This is a genomic window from Dyella humicola, assembly GCF_026283945.1.
GTDB classification, from domain to species: domain Bacteria; phylum Pseudomonadota; class Gammaproteobacteria; order Xanthomonadales; family Rhodanobacteraceae; genus Dyella; species Dyella humicola.
Map to the genome: position 1 here is coordinate 1 of NZ_JAPDPC010000006.1, position 21,081 is coordinate 21,081.

General features: G+C 61.3%; 19 protein-coding genes. 7 read left to right on the forward strand and 12 right to left on the reverse strand.

The annotated features are described in order from the left end of the window. Positions 1 to 112 precede the first annotated feature (112 nt). From OUZ30_RS20020 to OUZ30_RS20050, 7 genes are all read right to left on the reverse strand, one after another. Positions 113 to 334 carry a hypothetical protein gene (locus OUZ30_RS20020; RefSeq protein WP_266184233.1) on the reverse strand — a complete coding sequence of 74 codons (222 nt, stop codon included), beginning with the start codon at positions 332 to 334 and terminating at the stop codon, positions 113 to 115. A gap of 168 nt (positions 335 to 502) precedes the next feature. Beyond that, positions 503 to 931, reverse strand: a complete 429-nt coding sequence (locus OUZ30_RS20025; protein ID WP_266184234.1) for a VOC family protein — start codon at positions 929 to 931, stop codon at positions 503 to 505. A gap of 65 nt (positions 932 to 996) precedes the next feature. Then, positions 997 to 1,377 carry a hypothetical protein gene (locus OUZ30_RS20030; protein WP_266184235.1) on the reverse strand — a complete coding sequence of 127 codons (381 nt, stop codon included), beginning with the start codon at positions 1,375 to 1,377 and terminating at the stop codon, positions 997 to 999. Between the two features lie 99 nt (positions 1,378 to 1,476). Continuing rightward, positions 1,477 to 2,025: an imm11 family protein gene (locus OUZ30_RS20035; protein WP_266184236.1), complete on the reverse strand. Its 549-nt coding sequence runs from the start codon at positions 2,023 to 2,025 to the stop codon at positions 1,477 to 1,479. Positions 2,026 to 3,073: 1,048 nt separating this feature from the next. Then, positions 3,074 to 4,549 carry a glycoside hydrolase family 30 protein gene (locus OUZ30_RS20040; RefSeq protein ID WP_266184237.1) on the reverse strand — a complete coding sequence of 492 codons (1,476 nt, stop codon included), beginning with the start codon at positions 4,547 to 4,549 and terminating at the stop codon, positions 3,074 to 3,076. A gap of 55 nt (positions 4,550 to 4,604) precedes the next feature. Continuing rightward, positions 4,605 to 6,149, reverse strand: coding sequence for a glycoside hydrolase family 1 protein (locus OUZ30_RS20045; RefSeq protein ID WP_266184238.1), 1,545 nt, complete (start codon positions 6,147 to 6,149; stop codon positions 4,605 to 4,607). A gap of 288 nt (positions 6,150 to 6,437) precedes the next feature. Further along, positions 6,438 to 6,665 (reverse strand): hypothetical protein, encoded by a 228-nt coding sequence (locus OUZ30_RS20050; protein WP_266184239.1) that lies wholly within the window; start codon positions 6,663 to 6,665, stop codon positions 6,438 to 6,440. On the opposite strand from OUZ30_RS20050, the gene OUZ30_RS20055 reads away from it, so the two are divergent. From OUZ30_RS20055 to OUZ30_RS20070, 4 genes are all read left to right on the forward strand, one after another. Then, on the forward strand, positions 6,658 to 8,436 hold the full coding sequence (locus OUZ30_RS20055) for an acyclic terpene utilization AtuA family protein (RefSeq protein WP_266184241.1): 1,779 nt from the start codon (positions 6,658 to 6,660) through the stop codon (positions 8,434 to 8,436). The genes OUZ30_RS20050 and OUZ30_RS20055 overlap by 8 nt on opposite strands. Positions 8,437 to 8,562: 126 nt before the next feature. After that, a complete protein-coding gene (locus OUZ30_RS20060) occupies positions 8,563 to 10,182 on the forward strand; it encodes an acyl-CoA carboxylase subunit beta (RefSeq protein ID WP_266184242.1) in 1,620 nt (539 codons plus the stop codon). A 45-nt stretch (positions 10,183 to 10,227) separates the two neighbouring features. After that, complete coding sequence (locus tag OUZ30_RS20065) at positions 10,228 to 11,385, forward strand: acyl-CoA dehydrogenase family protein (protein WP_266184243.1); 1,158 nt, start codon at positions 10,228 to 10,230, stop codon at positions 11,383 to 11,385. Continuing rightward, entirely contained in the window at positions 11,385 to 13,379 is a 1,995-nt protein-coding gene (locus OUZ30_RS20070; protein ID WP_266184244.1) for an ATP-binding protein, read from the forward strand. Before OUZ30_RS20065 ends, OUZ30_RS20070 begins: the two co-directional genes overlap by 1 nt. Positions 13,380 to 13,417: 38 nt before the next feature. Here the strand turns inward: OUZ30_RS20070 and OUZ30_RS20075 are convergent, their stop codons facing one another. Beyond that, positions 13,418 to 14,074, reverse strand: a complete 657-nt coding sequence (locus OUZ30_RS20075; RefSeq protein WP_266184245.1) for a TetR/AcrR family transcriptional regulator — start codon at positions 14,072 to 14,074, stop codon at positions 13,418 to 13,420. 1,017 nt (positions 14,075 to 15,091) lie between these two features. Between OUZ30_RS20075 and OUZ30_RS20080 the strand changes: the two genes are divergently transcribed. From OUZ30_RS20080 to OUZ30_RS20090, 3 genes are all read left to right on the forward strand, one after another. Then, on the forward strand, positions 15,092 to 15,472 hold the full coding sequence (locus OUZ30_RS20080; RefSeq protein ID WP_266184246.1) for a hypothetical protein: 381 nt from the start codon (positions 15,092 to 15,094) through the stop codon (positions 15,470 to 15,472). A gap of 110 nt (positions 15,473 to 15,582) precedes the next feature. Next, the gene (locus OUZ30_RS20085; protein WP_266184247.1) at positions 15,583 to 16,182 is read left to right on the forward strand and encodes a DUF1415 domain-containing protein; all 600 of its coding nucleotides are present in this window, start codon (positions 15,583 to 15,585) and stop codon (positions 16,180 to 16,182) included. Positions 16,183 to 16,311: 129 nt separating this feature from the next. After that, positions 16,312 to 16,551: a hypothetical protein gene (locus tag OUZ30_RS20090; protein ID WP_266184248.1), complete on the forward strand. Its 240-nt coding sequence runs from the start codon at positions 16,312 to 16,314 to the stop codon at positions 16,549 to 16,551. A 244-nt stretch (positions 16,552 to 16,795) separates the two neighbouring features. Here the strand turns inward: OUZ30_RS20090 and OUZ30_RS20095 are convergent, their stop codons facing one another. From OUZ30_RS20095 to OUZ30_RS20110, 4 genes are all read right to left on the reverse strand, one after another. Further along, positions 16,796 to 18,373 (reverse strand): SDR family NAD(P)-dependent oxidoreductase, encoded by a 1,578-nt coding sequence (locus OUZ30_RS20095; RefSeq protein WP_266184249.1) that lies wholly within the window; start codon positions 18,371 to 18,373, stop codon positions 16,796 to 16,798. A gap of 256 nt (positions 18,374 to 18,629) precedes the next feature. Next, positions 18,630 to 18,968, reverse strand: coding sequence for a hypothetical protein (locus OUZ30_RS20100; protein WP_266184250.1), 339 nt, complete (start codon positions 18,966 to 18,968; stop codon positions 18,630 to 18,632). An 86-nt stretch (positions 18,969 to 19,054) separates the two neighbouring features. After that, entirely contained in the window at positions 19,055 to 19,426 is a 372-nt protein-coding gene (locus tag OUZ30_RS20105; RefSeq protein ID WP_266184251.1) for a hypothetical protein, read from the reverse strand. Positions 19,427 to 20,200: 774 nt separating this feature from the next. Further along, positions 20,201 to 20,932, reverse strand: coding sequence for a TSCPD domain-containing protein (locus tag OUZ30_RS20110; RefSeq protein WP_266184252.1), 732 nt, complete (start codon positions 20,930 to 20,932; stop codon positions 20,201 to 20,203). Positions 20,933 to 21,081: the final 149 nt, after the last annotated feature.

The following is a 21,081-nucleotide window of genomic DNA, read 5'->3' on the forward strand; positions in this document are numbered from 1 at the left end:
CCTCAACCGGTCGATGCAACACACTAACGACTGCGCAAGCAGCAGGAGTGTTGCATCGACCGGTTGAGGCCGCCGTCGGAAGCGGACATTACCGCGAGTCCCCCACCTTGATTCAAGGTTCTGGCCTTTGTGACAACCAGAGCATGTCGCGCGCTTTGCGGCGCAGTACGTTCACGACAATCACACCCGTGGATGGACCGATGAGGAGCGGTAGCAGCTGCGCCCAATGAGGAGCATGCCAAATCAGCCCCATCGCAAGATACAGGGCGACGCTGACCGCAACACACACGAGATACACCAAAGCCAAGCCGATATTGCGAACGCCCATTTTCATCGCGTATTACCTCAAACCTGTTGGCATGATGTCCGCTTCGGATCGAATGCCGACATTCCAAGAATGTCCGCGCAATCAACCCGTCCGCAATGTTGCCTTGGGCAATTAGCGACCATACCGTTCTAGCGTACATAAAAGAGATAGAAGTGATCCCCTGTAGTTCGATGGCTATGGGTGCCGCTTCGGGCTCCACGCTTTGTGCACGAACTCAATACGGTTTCCATCGAAGTCGGCGACGTTGGCTGCGTAGTAGCCTCGGGCAAAGTAAGTACGATCGGCTGGTTTACCTTCGTCGGTGCCACCGGCTTCGATTGCAGCCGCGTAGGCGGCGTCGACCAATTCATTGGTATCGCAGACGATTCCGATGTAGAGCCCGGTCTCGCCGGGCTTGCGTTGCCGTAGCCAGACGCTTGATCCGACCGCCTTCCCGCTGAGATACGCATCATCAGCAATGCCGTAAAGATCCGGGACGCTCTCAGGACCTGAAGCAGCGTCGTAGTTGCCGAACAGGCGCCAGCCGAGCGGCTTCAGGGCTTCAGAGTAGAACGCCAGCGACTTGTCGATGTCGGTGACGGAGATGTAGACGTGGTCGATCATTTTTCCCTTTTCTTGTTGCTTCAAAGCCAATGCGGAAAACGTCTGCTTCGGGTCGGAAGCGGACGCTAGTGTAAGAAGAATTTATGCAGCCCTAAAGCGGCGGCTGCCGCAAGCGACAGCCAGCGCATGATGCCGAGCACAGGCTTGTAACCTTCGAATGCTTCTCGAAGTTGTTGCAGCGGAGCGCTGGGGCCTATCGGCGTGGCCGAAATGTGAAAACGACTGTTGTCGCCGAAAGGCTCCCAGAGTTCGAAATGCATGTCCCCGAGGGTGAATCTGCAGAAGACGTCTTCGCGACCGAACAAGGCCCAGCTAGGCCGCGACAGGATCGATGCACCTGGAAGGTGGGACACCACCTTGCAAGCAGCATGGCGCGACAGGAAAACGTTAGGAACTTCAAAGTAAACAAGTTCCCCTTCAGAGTTCAGTCCTTCATAGACCTTCACAACGTCTGGCTCCTCGATTGGAACGTCAGCGTCCGCTCTGGGTCGGAAGCGGACCTTACAGAATTTGGTTTGCTCTTGCTCGGGTGGCTTGCCCTCGCATCAGGGTAGACCTGGATATGCGTTAAGGGGTAAACCTCGCGCTGCCAGGCTGATTCCATCTTCCTTTGGGTCTTGCAGGCAGACTCCGGTCAGATTGTTGGCGATGATCACATCAACGAAGGACTGTGTTACGAAGACCAGAGAACTACCCCGTGTTTTGAATATGGGCGGTAGCGACTCTGGCAAATCATCTTTGAACACATGCGACCGGTAGTTGTAGCGGATGCCATCTTGGGTGATCGAGCTTACGGATCGCGCGTCATCGAGATAGTCCTCGACGCGCAGAACGTTCATGGCGTAGTAGGGCTTGCCACGCAAGTCATGAAAGCGAAGGAACTGCACGCCGCCATCTACCACAGGCTTAAGTAACTCCATGGCTCGCTGGGAAACCACGGGAACCCAAAACATCCATCCGACGAAGTCCGGGAGCTTTTTGCTCTTACCCAAGACTTTCAGGGGTGGAAGCGACCAGGGCTCGCTCATCGGCTGGCCAATAAAGTGGGATCTCCAGTATTCCGAACTGTCTCCTGCATAGCCGACTAGGCTCATGTACCTGTTACTTTGAGTTTGAAGTATCCAGATCCTTACCATCCGGGAAACTCCAACGCGTTTTCGAGATGCACTTGCAGTGCCTCCGACGTTGCCACGCAAGAAAGATCCAAAACTACCAAGTCCCGTCTTTGTTTTGACTCAGTCAACGTAGTGGCTCCTGTCGGTATCAGGCATGTCGAAAAAGGTCCGGTTCGGGTCGGAAGCGGACTCTACCCATCTGGCGAAGCCATGATGTCAATCATCGAATGACGAGCACAACCAGAGTCCGTTTTGACGCTCGGCCATAGACCCGCGACTCAGCCCCACAACGTCGTTTAGGCTGGGTTGTCGCCAAAGTAGATGTTCGAAACCGACAACCTCAAAGTCGTTGCAATCGGCAGGGTGATCCGTTTCACCGCAGACCAATTGCCAGGTCGAGTCCTTGTGATGAAGGACAAGACGAACCTCTCTCTCCGCAAGAAGGACGTGTCTGCAAACGATCGCGGTAGTTTCAGCCATAGGCCCTTGGCACCTTCCCCTCGATCAGTGAAGAACGTCCGCTCCGAGTCGAATGCGGACCTAAGAAAGTTATCTAAACTCCCTACTTAGGAGCCCCATTCTTGCCGCCTTTAAGGGGGATACCTCCCTGCAAGACGATCAACGCCACGATCCCCAGGGGCCAGTATGAGAACAGGCCATCCCACTGGGAGTACGCCTTAAAATCCTGCTCTGTATGCGACTGCCCTTGCTTACCGCAGTATCCGTGCTCGGGGCATGGACGTATTGGATTGTCTGGAAAACGAACCATCCCATACACGAAAAAGCCAGCCATGGCCGCTCCGAGTAACCAAGCAACTACAGTTCTAAGCGTTCTCATACATTCCTCAATTCGTGTCCGCTATGGGTCGGAAGCTGACCTTTCAGAAAATAGCCGGTAGCGGACCCTACCGCCGTCAAGCTGGATTCTTGCCGCCTAAGGCACAGGTGTTTTGAGACCGAGGCCTTGTTTGGTTCGATTAGAAAGATTCAGAGGTCGGGGCGGTAGCCATGGAAACCGGATGCCCTGTTATTGGTGGAGGGCCGTGTCTGGTTCGCTTTTGTGGGCATCTGCCACCCCAGCTCCAGCGATAACGAACGTCGTTACCGAATCTTCGGGAAGGCTGGCCGTCAGGATGCCATTCGATAGGACGAGGCCCGATACGGGAGCCAGACTCTCGGTGGCCGAAGTGCGAAAGGCCGTGACACTTGTTCCCGCGGGCGATAGGCGCGAAAGGTCGTAACGGACATGCCTGGTGTGACTGGAAGCGTTCGTGCTCACCACAATCAAGCGTCCGTCCTTGGCATTCAGCGCAGCCAAGCTCCGTTCGTCGTCGGTTTCGAGAAATATCGCGCCGGGCCGGATAAACCGACTGTAATTCGCCATGACCCAGTATTTTCTGCCCCGTTGCGGCGGCGAGGGTTTGCCGTCCATGGTGTTGGTGAGCAAACCCCATTCCGGTCCGTCGACCGCCTGCCAGTAGATCCATGCTGCGGGATGCATCTGCCGCAAGTCAGCCAGGATGGTCTCGGACAGCGTCATGCCCGTTGGGTCACCATCGCCATATTCGGATTGCCATAGCCGCTTGCCCGCCGCGGCGACGCTATCGGCCAGTGCCTTGCGCTTGCTGCCGTTGTAGCTGTGGGTGTTGACCTGGCTCAGGGAAGACCGCGCGTCGTGGTCAAAGCTGCGGAAAGTCGCAAGGGCTTCGTCGATGTCGTTTTCATCGGATGCGCTGACCGTGGTCGTGAGCCCCAGAGACGCCAGCGCCCGGCTCGTATCCAGCACGAGGCGGGACTGCGCTTGACGATCGACATGGCATCCCTCCTGGTTATGGCCATACCACCACCAGATCGAACTGGGTTCATTCAGCGGTTCCAGGGTTCGAAACACGATGCCGTCCTGCCGTTCGATGTGCGCCACGACGGTCGCCAGATACTGGGCGAAGTCATCCTCATGCGTGCGCGCAAGATTGTTCAATCGATCAGGCGCTATGACAGCCCATGCACACGAGCCCGCCACCCGCCAACTACATCTGGCACCGCTGACACTGCCACTGACCGTCATCCAATAGGGAGGAGAATTGGCGAACGCCTCGAAAAGCGTGGCGCCATGTGCCTTCGCCTGGCGTAACACCCAGCGCTGCCCCGCATCGGCGCTCCAGTTCCAGTGGCCGGGTGCGGGTTCGAACCCTTCCATGTCGGCGCGGAAGGGCAGCATGTGCAGAGTGGGATTTTCACCGCCACCGATGTTATAACGAACAACGGTAAGGCCGAGCCCCTTCTCCGGATCGAAGATCTTTTCGATGTAGTCGTTTCGATAGACGTCCGGAAAATTGCCTACGACCTTGGCCCACCAGGCCAGCGAGACTCCCCATCCTTCGAACGGAAGCGATCGCTGCGACGGATCGATCCGGACAAGATCATCCGCAGAGGCGCCAACACTGCCGACGATGAGCAAAGCGAAAACCAAAATACGCAGCATGACGCCCTGACCAAACTTCATGGCCGATTTACACCGCTCGTTGTCGGGCGCAGGTCAGCATGGACATTACCCATCCTCATCGGCTGGGTGCATCGGCGGCCGTCTTGAGATCCGCCGAATACTGTTTCAGCATCGACGCGCTCAGTCCGTTGGCATGGGCGATCTCGCCATAGAGCGCGGCGGAGGGGCGTGGGGTGCGGTGGAAGTCGTGCTCGTAATCCACCGCGAACAAACCGAATTTCGCGTCGAACGCCTCATTCCATTCGAAATTGTCCATCAGCGACCAGTGGACATAAGAGCGGATATCAACGCCGTCCCGGCGCGCGAGCCAGGCTTCGCGGATATGCGCGACCAGATAGCGTTGTCTTTCCTTATCGTCGGCGGCGCCATCGGCCGTCCCGTTCTCGAGGATCATCACCGGCTTTGCATAGCGCTTTCCGACCTTGGTCAGCATCGCGTAGAAGCCGTGCGGATAAGAGGGCCAGCCCAGGTCGTTGCGCTCCTCGCCAGGCAGGTCGGGCGCTACGTTGCCGACCTCGGGAGCGAAGGGATGTCGCCAATCGCCGCGCACATAGTTTCGGCTGTAGTAATTGACCCCGACATAGTCCTCGGTCCCGGCCAAGCCCTCGATCGGGCGGTCGATGCCGGTCGTGGTGATGCGCATGCGGCCGCTGGCAACCGCGTCCAGGAAATCCCAGTTCCAGCTCTTGTCGACAACCCAGGCGAGCGCCCGGTCGAGGGGCGAGTAGCGGTCATAGGGTTCGAAGACCTCGAGATTCTGGGTCAACCCGACTGAAACCGAGGTGCCGCGCGCGCTGGCGACGTGGTGCAGGACCCGATAAGCATCGACATGCGCCTGCAGCAGCGCGGCGTAGACGTCCTGGGCGGCGGCGAAGTCGCCGCGCTTCTCGCCCGGCGGGTAAGAGCCGAGGACATAGCCGTCATAGAGATAGACCATCGGTTCGTTGAGCGTGCACCAGATCCGCACCTCGGGAATGAAATTCTGCGCTACGGCTTCGACATAGGCATGCCAGAGCGTCATTGCATCGGCGCGCTCCCATCCGTGCTTGCCGTTCGCGTCCGCGTCGAAGAACCAAGCCGGCGAGACATAGTGGAACAGGGTCACCACCGGCTCGATGCCGCGGCTGCGCATCGCCGCGAAGAGCTTGTGGTAATACGCGATCGCCTCGGGGTCGGGCTGGGTCATGCCGGCGCGCGGAAACAGGCGGGCCCATTCGATCGAGACGCGGAACGCGTTGAGACCGAGATGCGCTGCGGCCTCGATGTCCTGGTCGTAAAGGAGGTCGAATCCCGCTTTGTGGATGCGTACCTGCTCGGGCCATCGGCCGAAATCGCGGAGATTGCCGGGCGAGGTGGCGCCGAGTTTGTCGCCGTCGGCAAACCGATGGTCGCGAAACACCTCGGCCTCGAATGCCGTCCAGTCGCTGGCCGGCACGCTTTCCGTCTGTTGTCCGGCGATCGCCACGCCCCACAGGAAGCCCTTGGGGAAATGCATCGCTTGCAAGGGAGCGGGAGTGTTGCGCGGCTCGCCGCGCCCCGGAAGGGCAAGGCTTAGCGCCATGCTGCCGAGAACGAGTAGCGCGACTACGCCGATGGCCACGCCCTTCCATGTGCGCCCGGTCATAAGCCGCCCCATGTCATCCCATCTCTCCCAGATGGAACGGAACACTCCACCGGAGCGGAGCCTTCCAAGCGAGAAAATCGCAAAGCAACCGTGATCAGCATTGACTCCCCCTGAGCCATCAAAGCTTGACCAAACTGTTATCGATTATGTCCGCTTCGAGTGGCGGGACGGACACTGCTTGCACGCGTTGCTCCCTCGCGTCCTCGAGGCGCTACTGCGAGGAGGTGACGTGGCGGCATTTCGATCATGCGTGGTGATTGTTATTTATTCAAGCAAATGATTTAGTATCACAAAGGCTGTCCCATCGACTCTCTCTGGCGAGGCGAGCATCGCGTGAGCACGGATCAGGAACTCCCCATCGGGCAGCGCGTTCAAGTGCTGTGGATTACCACGCATCGCGAACATGGCGGCCATGCCGTCCAGTGCTCGGCTAATGATTTCACGGCCCTGGACCAGCGGGCCTTTGACGGGACGGGCCGCTGAGATGCGCAAGGACTCCGTCTCCATTGGCGGCGCCAGCGGTTTCTGGGGTGACAGCGTCACCGGGCCGATGCAACTGGTCGCGTCGGGTCGTATCGACTTTCTGGTGTTCGATTACCTCGCCGAGCTGACCATGTCGCTGCTGGCCACGGCTCGCATGAAAGACCCGTCATTGGGCTACGCCACGGATTTCGTTGGTGTGGCGATGCGCGCCGTACTCAAGGATGCGTTGGCGCAGAACATTCGCATCATCGCCAATGCGGGCGGCGTCAATCCGCGCGGTTGCGCCGCGGCACTGCAGGCGCTGGCAGACGAATGGGGGCTGCAAGTGCGCATCGCCGTGGTGGAAGGCGACGATGTGATGTCGTTGCTGCCCGCGTTGCGCGACGAGGGCGTGCGCGAATGGCAGAGCGATAGCCCGCTAGCGGCCAAGGTGTTGAGCGCCAATGCCTACCTGGGCGCGTTGCCAATCAAGGCGGCCTTGGATGCAGGCGCGCAGGTGGTCATTACCGGCCGCTGCGTCGACAGCGCAGTCACGCTTGGCGCACTGATGCATGCCTTTGACTGGGCAAGCGATGACTACGCTCGCCTTGCGGCCGGTAGCCTCGCGGGACACATCATCGAATGTGGCTGCCAGGGCGTCGGTGGCCTGCACACCGATTGGGAGTCCGTACCCGACTGGGCATACAGCGGCTACCCCATCGTGGAATGCCGCGCCGACGGCAGCTTCACCGTCACCAAGCCCGAGGGCAGCGGTGGCTTGGTGACGCCGGCGACGGTGGGCGAGCAGCTGCTCTACGAGATTGGTGACCCTGCGCGCTATGTGCTGCCTGACGTGATATGCGATTTCACGCAGGCCACCATGACGCAGACCGGCGAGCATCGCGTGGACGTGAATGGTGCACGCGGTCGCGCGCCGACGTCGGATTACAAAGTGAGCGCCACCTATGCCGACGGTTACCGCGCGACGGGCCAGCTCACCGTGGTCGGCTTCGATGCGGACCGCAAGGCTCGGCGTACGGCCGACGCCATCCTGGAACGCACGCGTGAACTGTTCCGCAAGCTGGGTCTCCCGGATTACAGCGATACGCATGTCGAAACGCTGGGTTCTGCCTATCTGTTCGGGCCGCACCAGCCACAGGTGCCGCGTTTCGAATCGGTCATGTGGCTGGCAGTCGCCCACACGGAAAAGTCGGCGCTGGAATTGTTTGCGCGGGAAATCGCACCCGCTGCCACGTCATGGGCACCGGGCACGACGGGCGCCGGCGGGCGCCCCAGCGTGACGCCCGCGATCAAGCAATTCGCTTTCCTGCTCGACAAGGCGAGGGTTCGTCCGCAGGTGACGCTGCTGGGTGGCGAGAGTTTGGACGTGAGCGTGCCGACGGGCGGCGTCCGGCTTGAAGCACCACCCGTCGCTGCCGCTCGCACATCGCCTGCGCCACTCGTCAACCCTGGTCGAAAAGTTCCTCTTATCGAGCTCGCCTACGCACGCAGTGGCGACAAGGGTGACACCGTCAATATCGGCGTGATGGCGCGCCGCCCCGAGGACCTCCCGTTGCTGCGCGCGCAGTTGACCGAAGACGCCGTGGCCGCCTACCTCGCGCATGTGGTGAAGGGGCGCGTCACACGTTATGAGTTGCCGGGCATCCATGCGCTCAACTTCGTCTGCGAGCAGGCACTGGGTGGCGGCGGCATGGCCTCGTTGCGACATGACGCGCTGGGCAAGGGCATGGCACAGGTACTGCTGGCGATGCCGGTGCGTATTCCGGCCAATCATGCATGAGTAGCGAGATGATCATGTTGCTGGATGGGCTGCCGTTGTCCCGCGACGACGCCGAGCATCCTGACTTTGGCGGGGCTACGCGCCGCCTGACTAGCACGTGGCCAATGCCGCGCATGGAGGCCACCGATGCCCACGCTTGAGTCCCGCATCATTCCGCAGAGCGAAACCTTCCGGCAAAACCACGCCGCGCTCAGCCACCTCATCGCGCGATTGCGCGCCCTGGAAGCGCGCACGCGCGAAAAGTCCGAGGCATCGCGCGAACGTTTCGAGCGGCGCGGCCAATTGCTGCCAGGCGACCGGCTCGGCCGCCTGCTCGATGCCGGCGCACCCTTCCTTGAACTGTCCACACTGGCCGGCTTCTGTCTGGACCACGCCGATCCGGAACGTTCCGTTGCCGGTGGCGGCTTGATCGTGGGCATCGGCTGGGTGAGCGGCGTGCGCGCGATGATCGTGGTCGACGATGCAGGCATCGATGCGGGTGCGGTGCAGCCAATGGGCATCGAGAAATTCCAGCGCGCACAGCGCATCGCGCTCGAACAAAAACTGCCGTTCATCCACCTGGTCGAGTCGGCTGGTGCCAACCTGCTGGCGTATCGGGTGGAGACCTTTATTCATGGAGGTAGCGCGTTTTACTGGCTTGCGCGGCTCTCGGCGGCGGGCATACCGGTGATCAGCGTGGTGCACGGCTCCAGTACGGCAGGTGGCGCGTACATGCCTGGCCTGTCGGACTACGTGGTGATGGTGCGTGATCGCGCGCGCGCGTTCCTGGCCGGCCCTCCCCTGCTCAAGGCGGCCACCGGCGAAGTGGCCACGGAGGAAGAGCTGGGTGGCGCCGAGATGCACGCCAGCTTGTCGGGTCAGGCCGAATATCTCGCCGAAGACGATGCGGATGCGCTGCGCATCACGCGGGAGCTGCTCGCCGCACTGGACTGGAATCGCGACCTTCCGCCCATCGATCGGCCGTATCAGGCGCCGCGTTTCGATGCGGAAACCTTGCTAGGCATTGCGCTGACCGACCACCGCAAGCCCTTGGATATGCGCGAAGTGATTGCGCGCATCGTTGATGGTTCGGACTTCCTCGAATTCAAGCCGGACTACGGGCCGGCCACCGTCACCGGACACGCGGCTATCTGTGGCATGCGGCTCGGCATCATCACCAACAACGGGCCGCTCGATCCGGCGGGCGCCAACAAGGCCACGCATTTCATCCAGGCCTGCTGCCAGTCCGATCTGCCGCTGCTGTACCTGCAGAACACCACCGGCTTCATCGTCGGCAAGGCGTCCGAGCAGGGCGGCATGATCAAGCACGGCGCGAAGATGATCCAGGCCATGTCCAACGCAACGGTGCCGCGCATCACCGTGCATTGCGGCGCTTCGTTTGGCGCTGGCAACTACGGCATGTCCGGGCGCGGTTTCTTTCCGGACTTCTGCTTCAGCTGGCCCAATGCCAAGACCGCCGTGATGGGCGCCGAGCAAGCGGCCGACACCATGGCGACGGTCATGGCCGCCGGCATGCAGCGCAAGGCGCAGGCGGTCGATCACGCGGCCATCGAGTCGATGCGCGCCAAGGTCATGGATACCTTCGAGCGGCAATCGGATGCGTTCACCCTGTCGGGACGCCTGTTGGATGACGGCGTGATCGATCCCCGCGACACCCGCAAGGTGCTGGCCTGCGTGCTTGCCGTATGCGACGAGGCGCGCCGGCGCAAGCTGCATCCCATCCAGTTCGCCGTCGCTCGACCGTAGCCACGCCATCCATCTACCCGTCCAGGATCACCGGAGCGAGACAGCATGCAGTTCACCCATGAGCACCAGGAGCTGCAACGCAGCCTCAAGCGCTTCATCGACAGCGAGATCAACCCGCATGTCGACGACTGGGAGACGGCAGAGATGTTTCCCGCCAAGGAGCTGTTCAAGAAGATGGGCACGCTGGGCTTCCTCGGCATCGCCAAGCCCACCCAGTTTGGCGGCCTGGGCCTGGACTATTCCTACGCGATGGCGATGGCCGAAACGCTGGGCCACATCCACTGCGCCGGCGTGCCGATGGCGATCGGCGTGCAAACCGACATGGCGACGCCCGCGTTGGCACGTTTCGGCTCCGACGAACTACGCGCCCAGTTCCTGGCGCCCGCGATCAGCGGCGACGCGGTGGCATGCATCGGCGTGTCGGAGCAAGGCGCCGGTTCGGATGTGGCAGCCATCAAGACGTACGCGCGCAAGGATGGCGACGACTACGTCATCAACGGCAGCAAGATGTGGATCACCAACAGCCTGCAGGCCGACTGGATGTGCCTGCTGGCCAATACGTCCGATGACGCCGCGCACCGCAACAAGTCGCTGATCATCGTGCCAATGGATGCCAAGGGCGTGTCGGTTGGAAAGAAGATCCGCAAGATCGGCATGAACGCCTCGGATACCGGCCTGATCTACTTCGACGACGTGCGCGTGCCGCAGCGCTACCGCATTGGCGATGAGGGCAAAGGTTTTACCTACCAGATGCTGCAGTTCCAGGAAGAGCGCATGTGGGCAGCCGCCAGCAACCTGCAAATGTTGATGGCATGCATCGACAGCACGATCGACTACGCCCGCGAGCGCAAGCTGTTTGGCGCCAGCCTGCTCGATAACCAGTGGATCCATTTCAAGCTGGCGGAACTCAAGACCGAAGTGGAGGCACTGCGCGCGCTGACCCATCGAGCGTGCGAGCTGTACATCAACGGACAGGACGTGACGGAACTGGCTTCCATGGCCAAGCTCAAGGCGGGACGCCTCGCGCGTGCCGTGCCAGATACCTGCCTGCAGTTCTGGGGCGGCATGGGCTACACCTGGGAAAATCCGGTCTCGCGCTTCTACCGTGACGGACGCCTGGCGTCGATTGGTGGCGGCGCGGATGAGGTGATGCTCAGCATCATCTGCAAATACATGAACACCCTGCCCGACAGGAAAGCCTGATGCCCAACCAGCATGCAGGGTTCCGCTCGGTGCTGATCGCCAACCGCGGCGAGATCGCGCTACGCATCCAGCGCACCGCCCGGCGTCTTGGCATGCTCACCATTGCCGTGTATGCCGAAGCGGATCGCGATGCGCCGCACTGTCGGGCGGCGGACATGGCGCTGCCGATCGGGGCGTCAGAGCCACAAGCCTCGTACCTCAACATCACCGCCATCCTCGATGCAGCACGTCGGTCCGGCGCGGAGGCGGTGCATCCCGGTTATGGCTTCCTCGCCGAGAGTGCCGCATTTGCGCAAAGCTGCATCGACGCCGGCCTGGTCTTCGTCGGCCCGCCGGCAGCTGCCATTCGTGCCATGGGCAACAAGGCTGGCGCCAAGCATTTGATGGAGGCCGCTGGCGTGCCCTGCGTGCCGGGCTATCAAGGTGAGGATCAAACGGGCGAGCGCATGGCGCGGGAAACCGCCCGCATCGGCTACCCGGTGATGATCAAGGCGGCGGCGGGTGGCGGCGGGCGAGGCATGCGGCGCGTTGACCATCCGGAACAGTTTGCCGCCGCACTGCAGTCGGCACGTTCGGAGGCCGAGAACGCCTTCGCTTCCGGCGAGCTGATACTGGAAAGAGCCATCATCGAACCACGCCATATCGAGGTGCAGGTATTCGCCGATGCGCATGGCAACGTCGTCCACCTGGGCGAGCGTGACTGTTCGGTGCAGCGCCGCCACCAAAAGCTCATCGAGGAATCGCCATCGCCTGCGGTGTCGCCTCAGCTGCGCGAGCGCATGGGGGCGGTGTCGGTGGCCGCGACGCGGGCTATTGGCTACGTGGGTGCGGGCACGCTGGAATTCCTGCTCGCGCCAGACGGCAGCTTCTACTTCATGGAGATGAACACGCGTCTGCAAGTCGAGCACGCGGTGACCGAGGCGGTGCTCGGCATCGATCTCGTTGAATGGCAATTGCGCGTGGCGCTGGGCGAGGTGCTGCCGCTGGGTCAGGACGAGATCGATGCGCGCCGCGCAAACGGCGGCCATGCCATCGAAGTGCGTTTGTGCGCCGAAGATCCGCAGCAGGATTTTCTGCCGCAGAGCGGAACGATCACGCGTTGGCGCGCCCCACGCGAGGTGCGTACCGATCACGCGCTCGCCGATGGCGCTGTCGTCTCGCCGCATTACGATTCGATGCTTGCCAAGATCGTTGCGCACGGCAACGACCGTGCCGACGCCTGCCGGCGCCTCGCCAACGCGCTGGGGGATTGCCTGTTGCTCGGCCTGCCGAGCAATCGTGCGTTTCTGCAACAGTGTGTGACCCATCCTGCCTTCCTGGCCGGCGATGTGTCGACGGCTTTCATCGACCTGCACTTTCCCTTATCGACACGACAGCGGCAGGCACCGAGTGTGCTTGCATGCCAAGCGGCAGCCGTGTTGCTCACGCACCGGCGGCAGACCGCCGCGCGACGCTATCCTGCTGAACTACAGGGCTGGGCCAGCAGTCACGCGCACGCCACGTCATGCCGATTCACGCTGGATGGCGTGGACATCGAGGTTCGGCTTCGCGCACTGGCAGAGCGGCGCTGGGCACTGGCATGGAACGAAGGCTCAGCCGAGGTGGAGGTTGCATCCGACTCAGAGGGGCGCGTGACCTTGGCCATGGGCGACATGACCCACCAGCTGGACGTCGCCTTCACCGAGACGTGCTGCCAGTTCACGCTGGAGGGCGTCGAGCACAGCGCCGTCGATACCACCTACGCCAGGTCGGCTCGACAAGGTGCACAAGCGGGCAACGGCCGCATCAGCTCGCCGATGAACGGCCGCGTCGTTGCACTGCATGTTGCCGAAGGCGAGACCGTCGCCGCCGGCCAGGCCTTGCTGGTGGTCGAGGCGATGAAGATGGAACACAGCATCGCGGCGCCATTTGCCGGCGCGGTCAAGGGCTTGTTTATCGAGGTCGGGGCGCAAGTGGCGCCTGGGGGCGTGCTATTGGAAATCACCGCAGCCTGATCGGCGGCTCGCGCCATTGTGCCGCTGCTGCGTTGCGCTCACGGCACCGCACGCAAGATGAAACGCACCGCCTGATCGGCGAGCGCATCGATGCTGATGCCAGCGCCCGCCTGATACCACTGGGCCGTCCAGTTGAGCGCACCGAACATCAGCAGTCTGTCGACGGGTGTCGGTTGCGCCCACTCGCCCGATGCATGCAGGCGCTCGATGACACGCGTCCAGATGGACTCGTAGCGATCCTTGAGCGCAATGATGTGTTCCTGTGCGGAGGCATCCAGTGAGCGCCATTCGTACAGCATCACCGGAATGAAGTCCTGGTTCGGCGCGAGCAGCGTGTAAAGGTGCGCTCGCACCAGCTGTCGCATCGCTTCGCGGGGAGGCAGGCCATCCACGTCGATGGCTTCGATGTCGGCCAACGCCACCGTCAGCCCATGCTCGATCACGGCCTGCAGAATGTCCTGCTTGGTTTTGAAGTGATAAAACCAGCTTCCCGCATGCACGCCCGCCGCGGCGGAGATATCGCGTACCGTGGTATTGCCGTAGCCCTTCTCCCGAAACAACCGCGCAGACTGCTCGATAAGCTCCCTGCGCAAGCCTTCGTTGGCGTCCTGCGCCGGACGGCCGCGCTTGCGAGGCGGCGACGCATCAGCGCCAGGGGTAGATCTGGGTGAAGCGGATTGGGGGGATTTGGGCATGCCAAGACCGAAAGGAAAGGCTTCGACGCATCTTAGCGGCGCTGCAGTACCACGCGCACCTGTGCACGCCTTCCAGAGAAAGAATGACGTCGAAGGCGCGGTTGGGCTTACTTGATGCCTCCAACCCCTGGCAGAGTCGGTGTCGTCGAAGGCAGAACGGCATACCTACTATGGGTCGGAAGCAAACCATAAAGAACTACCGACATCTGCCAAAGGTTACCCTCAAGTCCCAGCCCCTCACGCAAGAGGACTTCACGAAGGCTAGGATTCCTGACGAGCTCTTGGACGACGACGGCTCTGTCACATGGACGGATAGGCCGCAACGGCATTCCCTGACAGGCGGCGAACCCGGCCTTTGCTACTTTCGGACTGTCACTCGCGGCGTTCTTTCGTATGGGGCTACGCGAGTGACCATGGCAGCAATGTCATGAGGCGCGGGCCGCAGGTGCTACTAACACCCACGACCCGCTAACCATCACCAACTACCTGAGAGTTGATCATGGCTGTCCACGATCATACGGCACCCGCACGCCTGTCTTTTCCCTCCTTGGGTGACCCGTTCGCCACCTCGCCCGCCGCCGATCCACTGGCGCACGGCCCACAGACACACTCGTCACGCTGCATGACCTTCGACGACGTTGCGCTAGCGCACTACGCGCTTTCGCGACTGTGGTTTGAGGACGAGCGGTATCGAAGGGCTACCGCAATTCACCCCAGCGCCAAGCCCTTGATAGGGCCACTCCCAACGCCTTTCAGGGACGGAGTGGCCATGGCGATCCAGTGCCTTGAGCAGTACGCCACGCAGCTCAGCGACGAGCGAGCGATGAACGGGTAAGCGCGTCCTTATGATCGTTTCCGCGGTGCATCGGCTGGTTGGGCGATGCACCGCACCTTGGTGACGACTTACCTTAAAAAAGGGCTTTGCCCTACACGGATAGCCGCCAGCGCTTATCCGTCGATCAGCCGTGTCCTACGCAGATGCGTCTGCAACCACCAGCATCCTCAACGGAGTTGATCATGGCTCAATCCAATCACCGTCCCAGTGCTCACGACGCCGAGCCCATGGACGACAAACACCTCAATCCTCTGGGCCGGGTTCACTGGATGATCACCGAAAGCCGCGGCGCCAGGGCACGCGCGGAGGCGACGCTGGCCATGCACTGCACCGGCATCCACGCACTGGCGCGCCTGCTCGCAAACAGCGAAGCGTTTCGCGATGTGCAGGCCAACAGCCAAAGCGTGGAGCCGGGCCATTGGCCGCTGAACGGCCACATCACCGACGGCCTGTTTACCGCTCTGCTGGCGCTGAGCGAACGTGCCGAACAGCTAAGCCAGTCTTTGCCGGGCGTACCGGGCGGAGGCCAATCGGGCAAAACGGGCGTCAACGTCGACATTTAACCATTGAGGAAAGTGCACTCTGACCCCTGTTGTTGCCCAGTCATGCCCCGGGACCGAGCGCATTCGGCATGAGGGCTATAGTGCGTGTTGACCCGGCTGTGATCTTGCCCATGACCGACACACCTTCCGCCATCAGCGCCGGTCTGAGCGCCGCTGATACGCCCTACATCGACGCCACCCTCCATTGGGTGGAGCGCGCCGTGGTCGGCCTCAATCTCTGTCCGTTCGCACGAGCGCCATTCATTCACGGGAAAATCCGCTATGCGGTCAGCCATGCCCGCGATACCGATACGTTGCTGAACGATCTCTGCGGCGAGCTGCAATGCCTCGCGGCCGTCGATGCGAACGAGTGTGAAACGACCTTGCTGATCCACCCGCATGTGCTGGGCGACTTCCTCGACTACAACGACTTCCTCGATGTCGCCGATACCGCTGTCGAGACACTCAAGCTCGACGGCGTGCTACAGGTCGCCAGCTTTCACCCGCACTACCAGTTCGCCGACACCGCGCCGGATGATATCGAGAACGCCACCAACCGATCACCGTGGCCCACGCTACATCTGCTGCGCGAAGCAAGCATCGAACGCGCCGCCGATGCGATGAGCGACCCGGACGAGATCTACCGCCGAAATATTGAGACGTTGCGAAAGCTGGGGCGCGCGGGCTGGGATGCGCTTGGCGTGCGTGTTCCCGGATGCAAGCAAGAGTGAGAGTCGAGTTTTAGGAAAAATGCACTCTGCCCCCTGTCTTCACCCTTTTGTTTCCAAGCAGGTAACGACAATGCGCGTGCGGAGCGGGGTCAACAGGGATATCGTGCCGTCCTGATCACGAGAAACACCATGACGAAAAGCTACGACCCACCCCTGACTACGAACCCGCATGGCCCCCTCTACCGCGTCGATAATGCGATCAAGGCAGCCCAGCAACGGCTGGATGCCGCTATCGATATGAAGCGGCATCACACCAACCAAAATCTGGCCCACGAAGTGATTAAAGAGGCTCGCGAAGGGCTCAGAAAGTCTGAACAGTTGCGTTTGCTCAAGATCAAAGAACTCGCGCAAAAGGCGGCGGAGACCTAGGCGGAATCCGGGCCAGCTCACTCCACCCCCTTTTTCAGATTCGACAGCGTTGCAAACGTTGCGCGGTCCATCTGCTTGGACACTCTGCAAGAACCGAATCAGCCCATCGAAATAACCCTGCTGGTCGTCATACATCGCCAGATGGCTCCCTTTCGGGCATAGCACCGGAAACGGGGGTGGTCCAACCTGGCCCCGTTTCTTGCCGACCCCGTTTCTTGCGACTCCATGACTTCGTCTGACCGACTTACCAGTCCGTCGGTCGATAATCCTTCAAGAACTGCCCCCACACGTGTTCGCCGGTGTTCATGCCGCTGATGATCGGATCGACGATGCGCGCGGCGCCGTCAACGATGTCCAGAGGTGGGTGGAAACGCTCTTCCAGTACCTTTTTCGCTGCCAGCTCGGCCGGATCCTCATCGGTCACCCAGCCGGTGTCGACGCTGTTCATGTGGATGCCGTCGTTGTGGTAGTCCGTGGCCGAGGTGCGCGTCATCATGTTGAGCGCGGCCTTTGCCATGTTGGTGTGTGGATGGCGCGTGGTCTTGAAGTTGCGGTAGAACTGGCCTTCCATCGCAGACACGTTGACGATGTGCTTGTCGCGTTCCGGTGTGCGCAGCATCAGCGGCTTCAGTCGTGCATTGATGATGAACGGCGCGATCGCATTGACCAGCTGCACTTCCAGCAATTCCACCGAGGGGACTTCGGCCATCAGCAAGCGCCACGAATTACGTTCGCGCAAATCGATCTGCTGCAGGTCCTGGTCGAGCCTGCCCTCGGGGAACAGATGGCTCTGCGCCAGCAGTTCTTCGGGCAGCAGCGGCACCTGGGATAGTTCGGCAGCGCGGGCCAGGCCAGGCAGATCCGCGGCGCGGCTGGCCAGCGGGGTCGCCGAAACGCCCGCATCGGGCAAGATGTTGGAGCCGCGCAGGCCCTCGTAATGACCGACCAGCTTGCGCACGTGTTCGGGCATGTCGTGCAGCGCAGCCCGCTCGCCGTCCATCATGTGCGCATAGAAGTCGGGTGGGCGACGCACGGTTTGGCAGGCGTTGTTGATGATGAAGTCCAGTCGCGGCCGCGTGGCGACCAGTTCCTGGCAGAACGCTTCGACACTGGGCGTGTGGCGCAGGTCCAGTCCGTAGACTTGCAGGCGATGGCCCCATTCGCCGAAGTCCGCTTCCTCGGCATAGCGTGCCGCCGAGTCGCGCGGGAAGCGCGTGGTAACAATCAGCTCCGCACCGGCGCGCAGCAATTTCAGGCCGGCTTGATAACCGATCTTCACGCGACCACCGGTCAGAAGTGCGACGCGACCGCTTAAATCGACCAGTTCGGTGCGCTTGACGTAGTTGAACGCAGCACAGGCAGGGCACAGCTGGTCATAGAAGAAATGGATGGCCGAATATTTCTGCTTGCACACATAGCAGTGCTTGGGCTCGATCGATTCGCGCGGTCGCGCGGCGTCGACATCGGGCGAAATGTCGTGCGCCTGGAAACCCTGCGGAGCAAACACATTCGGCGTGGTGAATACTGGCTTGCGGCGCAGTTCGCGGATGCCGGTCTGGTTGAGCACGCTGTCTTCGGCCTGGATCTTCGCCGCGTGCCGCGCCTTCTGGGCTGCCTTCAGCTTGATCCGGCGCTCGACCGGATCGGGGTGATAGACCTGCGCCACCGCCTGAGACAGGCGCTGGCGATCTTCCGTCGGCAGCGTGTCCAGCACGAGTCGATCGGCCGCCACCGATTCAAGCAGCTGCGCCGCTGCGCGTACGCGCTGCAGCAGGGCGGCATCGGCGCCGCCGGACGGTGGTGTGGTAGTGGTCACAAGCATTGATCCATATCGAGTAAGGCGGCACGAAGTGAGATGCCGGGAGCGGGCATCGCACGTAGCCAGCCGCCTATTTTGCCCGTTATGGCCGGGTTCGGGGCTAAGCCGTTCAGCTTGCCACGAGCACGCCGAACGAGTTGGGGGCGTAGGCTGAAACGGGGTCAGGTTGAGTTTCCTGCAACCACCGCGGCCAGCTGGCGAGAAATAACGCAACCTGACCCCGTTATTCCCGTTATTCCGATGCAATGGGGCGAAACCCTTAGTGTGTTTCGACAGTGCTAACCCCGTTGTCCTTACGCATCACAGGATTGGACGCGTGGTCGAGACACTTGAACGTTATTGAAGCTCCGCCGAAGCGAACTCCCGGAACATTCTGGTCCGTGTTTTCCGTAACAAGCTCGAACTGTTTGTTTTGAGCGGCACAGAACTGGTTTCCATCCGCCATAAGCTGGCCAGCGACTGCGGAGACATCTCCGAAGATGCCGGCCGTATTGGTCTTAGATGCGTAATACGTATCCGCGCCTATCTTGACGGGCGCTGTGCTGGCGCAACCTGCGAGTGCGGCAACGACTGATATCAATATGATCTTGGCTTTCACGACACTTCCCCCTGTTGCGCTGTGTCCGGATAACCTCTCGCCGTCAATTATGTCTGCTCGGGTCGCAAGCGGACGTAAGTCATCGACTAGTGAATTTCTGTCGCAGAGACGCCGTTATCCTTTCTCATTTGATGTTGCTCCAGGTAGCGCGGATCGTCACCAGCCACACAAAGAAAGGTGATCTCAGCCTCTCCGCAGCCACCATGCAAAGCGCATTCTTGCGAGTTCTCGGTTTGCAGAAGTACTTCCTTGCTCTGACCGGCGCAGAACCGATTGGCCTCTTTCAAGGCATCGCCCTTTGCACCGGCAGGCCCGGAGAGGGGAACACGCGTAGATATGCTGTAAGTGTCCTTGCCAATCTTTAGAGGGCCCGAATCTGCGCAAGCGGCAAGCATCAGCAGAAGCCCCGTGATGCCAGCAAATCTGGCGATTGTGCCGTTTAATATCAGTCCGTTCATCCCTTTCACCTCCCCATGAAAGTGTCTGCTCCGGGTGGGAGCGGACCTAAAAGCAATACAGAGCCACGCCAGTCAATGGATACCGACGCTGCTCAAGGACCACCCCTTTCCTCGCGTAGAAACTTGCCTGACCGCGTGTATATGAATAGATGTGCGCTGTCGACCGCGCAGCATCCAGTCTCTGGATTCCCGACATAGGGCCACGCGAAAACGATCCACTGGTCATCCATTAGAGTCGCGTCTAGTCGGCATCCGTCCGCGGAACCATTCTGCGGGTGACAGAACCTCGAAGAATCTTTTTCAGCCAACGCTACTATGTCCCGCTCGATTGGCGGGTTATGCATTGGAACGATGCTCTTTAAGCGGAGCGCTGCCGCCGCCTTATCAAGAAACTCGGCGCGCCTTCGCTCGGCCGTTCGCTCATAGAAGTGCATGGCACCCGCCAACAAGAGCGCTGCGGCGACATATATGGAAATCATCTTCCGGCTCATAGCCATCCAAGACCTTGCCTCGAGGCGCAGCGTACCCGTCCTTCTCCAGCGTCCGCGTCACGCCCTGAGGCGCTCCGTCAACTATCGGATGAAGCCAGGCCGGCAAGCAAGGGCGCGCCGCCGGCGCCTACCCCCGGCTTGTCGCTATGTAGGAACAAGGCGAAGGATTGGCCACATGCTTTCCATGCCTTCCCCATCTGCTGTTCTCGTCCACGCCCCCAAAAAACAACAAAGGGCGACATCGCTGCCGCCCTTTGGATGTTTCAGCACATGAGCCGTGCGATTAACCGCACTTGCTGTAACCGCAATTCAAGCAAGTCTGACACCCATCCATCAGCACCAGCGCCTGGGTGTTGCACTTGACGCAGAGGGTGGCGCCGGGCGGGAAGCCGTTGGTGGCTTCGGCGGGGGCGTCGGTGGTGGCGGGGGTGGCCTTCTTGCCGGCGGTGACGGCCTCGTAGGCGGCGCGCTTTTCGGCGACCAGCTTGCGGGTGGATTCGTCCATCTCCGGGTCGTGGATCAGGCCGATCATCTTCATGTGCTGCTCGATGACCGTGCCGATCTCGGCGACGATGGAGGGCATGTAGACGCCGCCGGCCTTGAAGTAGCCGCCGCGGGGGTCGAACACGGCCTTCATCTCTTCCACCAGGAAGGTGACGTCGCCGCCCTTGCGGAACACGGCCGAGGTGATGCGGGTGAGCGCCACGATCCACTGGAAGTGGTCCATGTTCTTCGAGTTGATGAAGATCTCGAAGGGGCGGCGCTGCTCGTACGGGGTGCCGGCGTTGAGCACGATGTCGTTGAGGGTGACGTACAACGCATGCTCGAACAGCGGCGACTTGATCTTGTAGGTGGAGCCGACCAGCGTCTCGGGACGCTCCAGGCTCTCGTGCATCTGGATGACTTCCGCCTTGGGCGCTTCTTTGGGCGCGGCGGGTGCTGCGGCGGGCGCCGCCTTGTCCTCGGGCTTGACGACGTTGTAGCCCTTGATCTTCTTTTCGATCTTGATCGCCATGGTGTGTGCTTCTTCTTGAGTCGTTGGGGGTCGCTAACAGAACCGTGGGTGGCCCGGAATGGACGGGGCTGCGGCCTTTAAGGCGCTGGATTCCCGCTTTCGCGGGAATGACGGGCCTTGGTTGGGGCCGGTGTTTCTGGGTTGTGGTA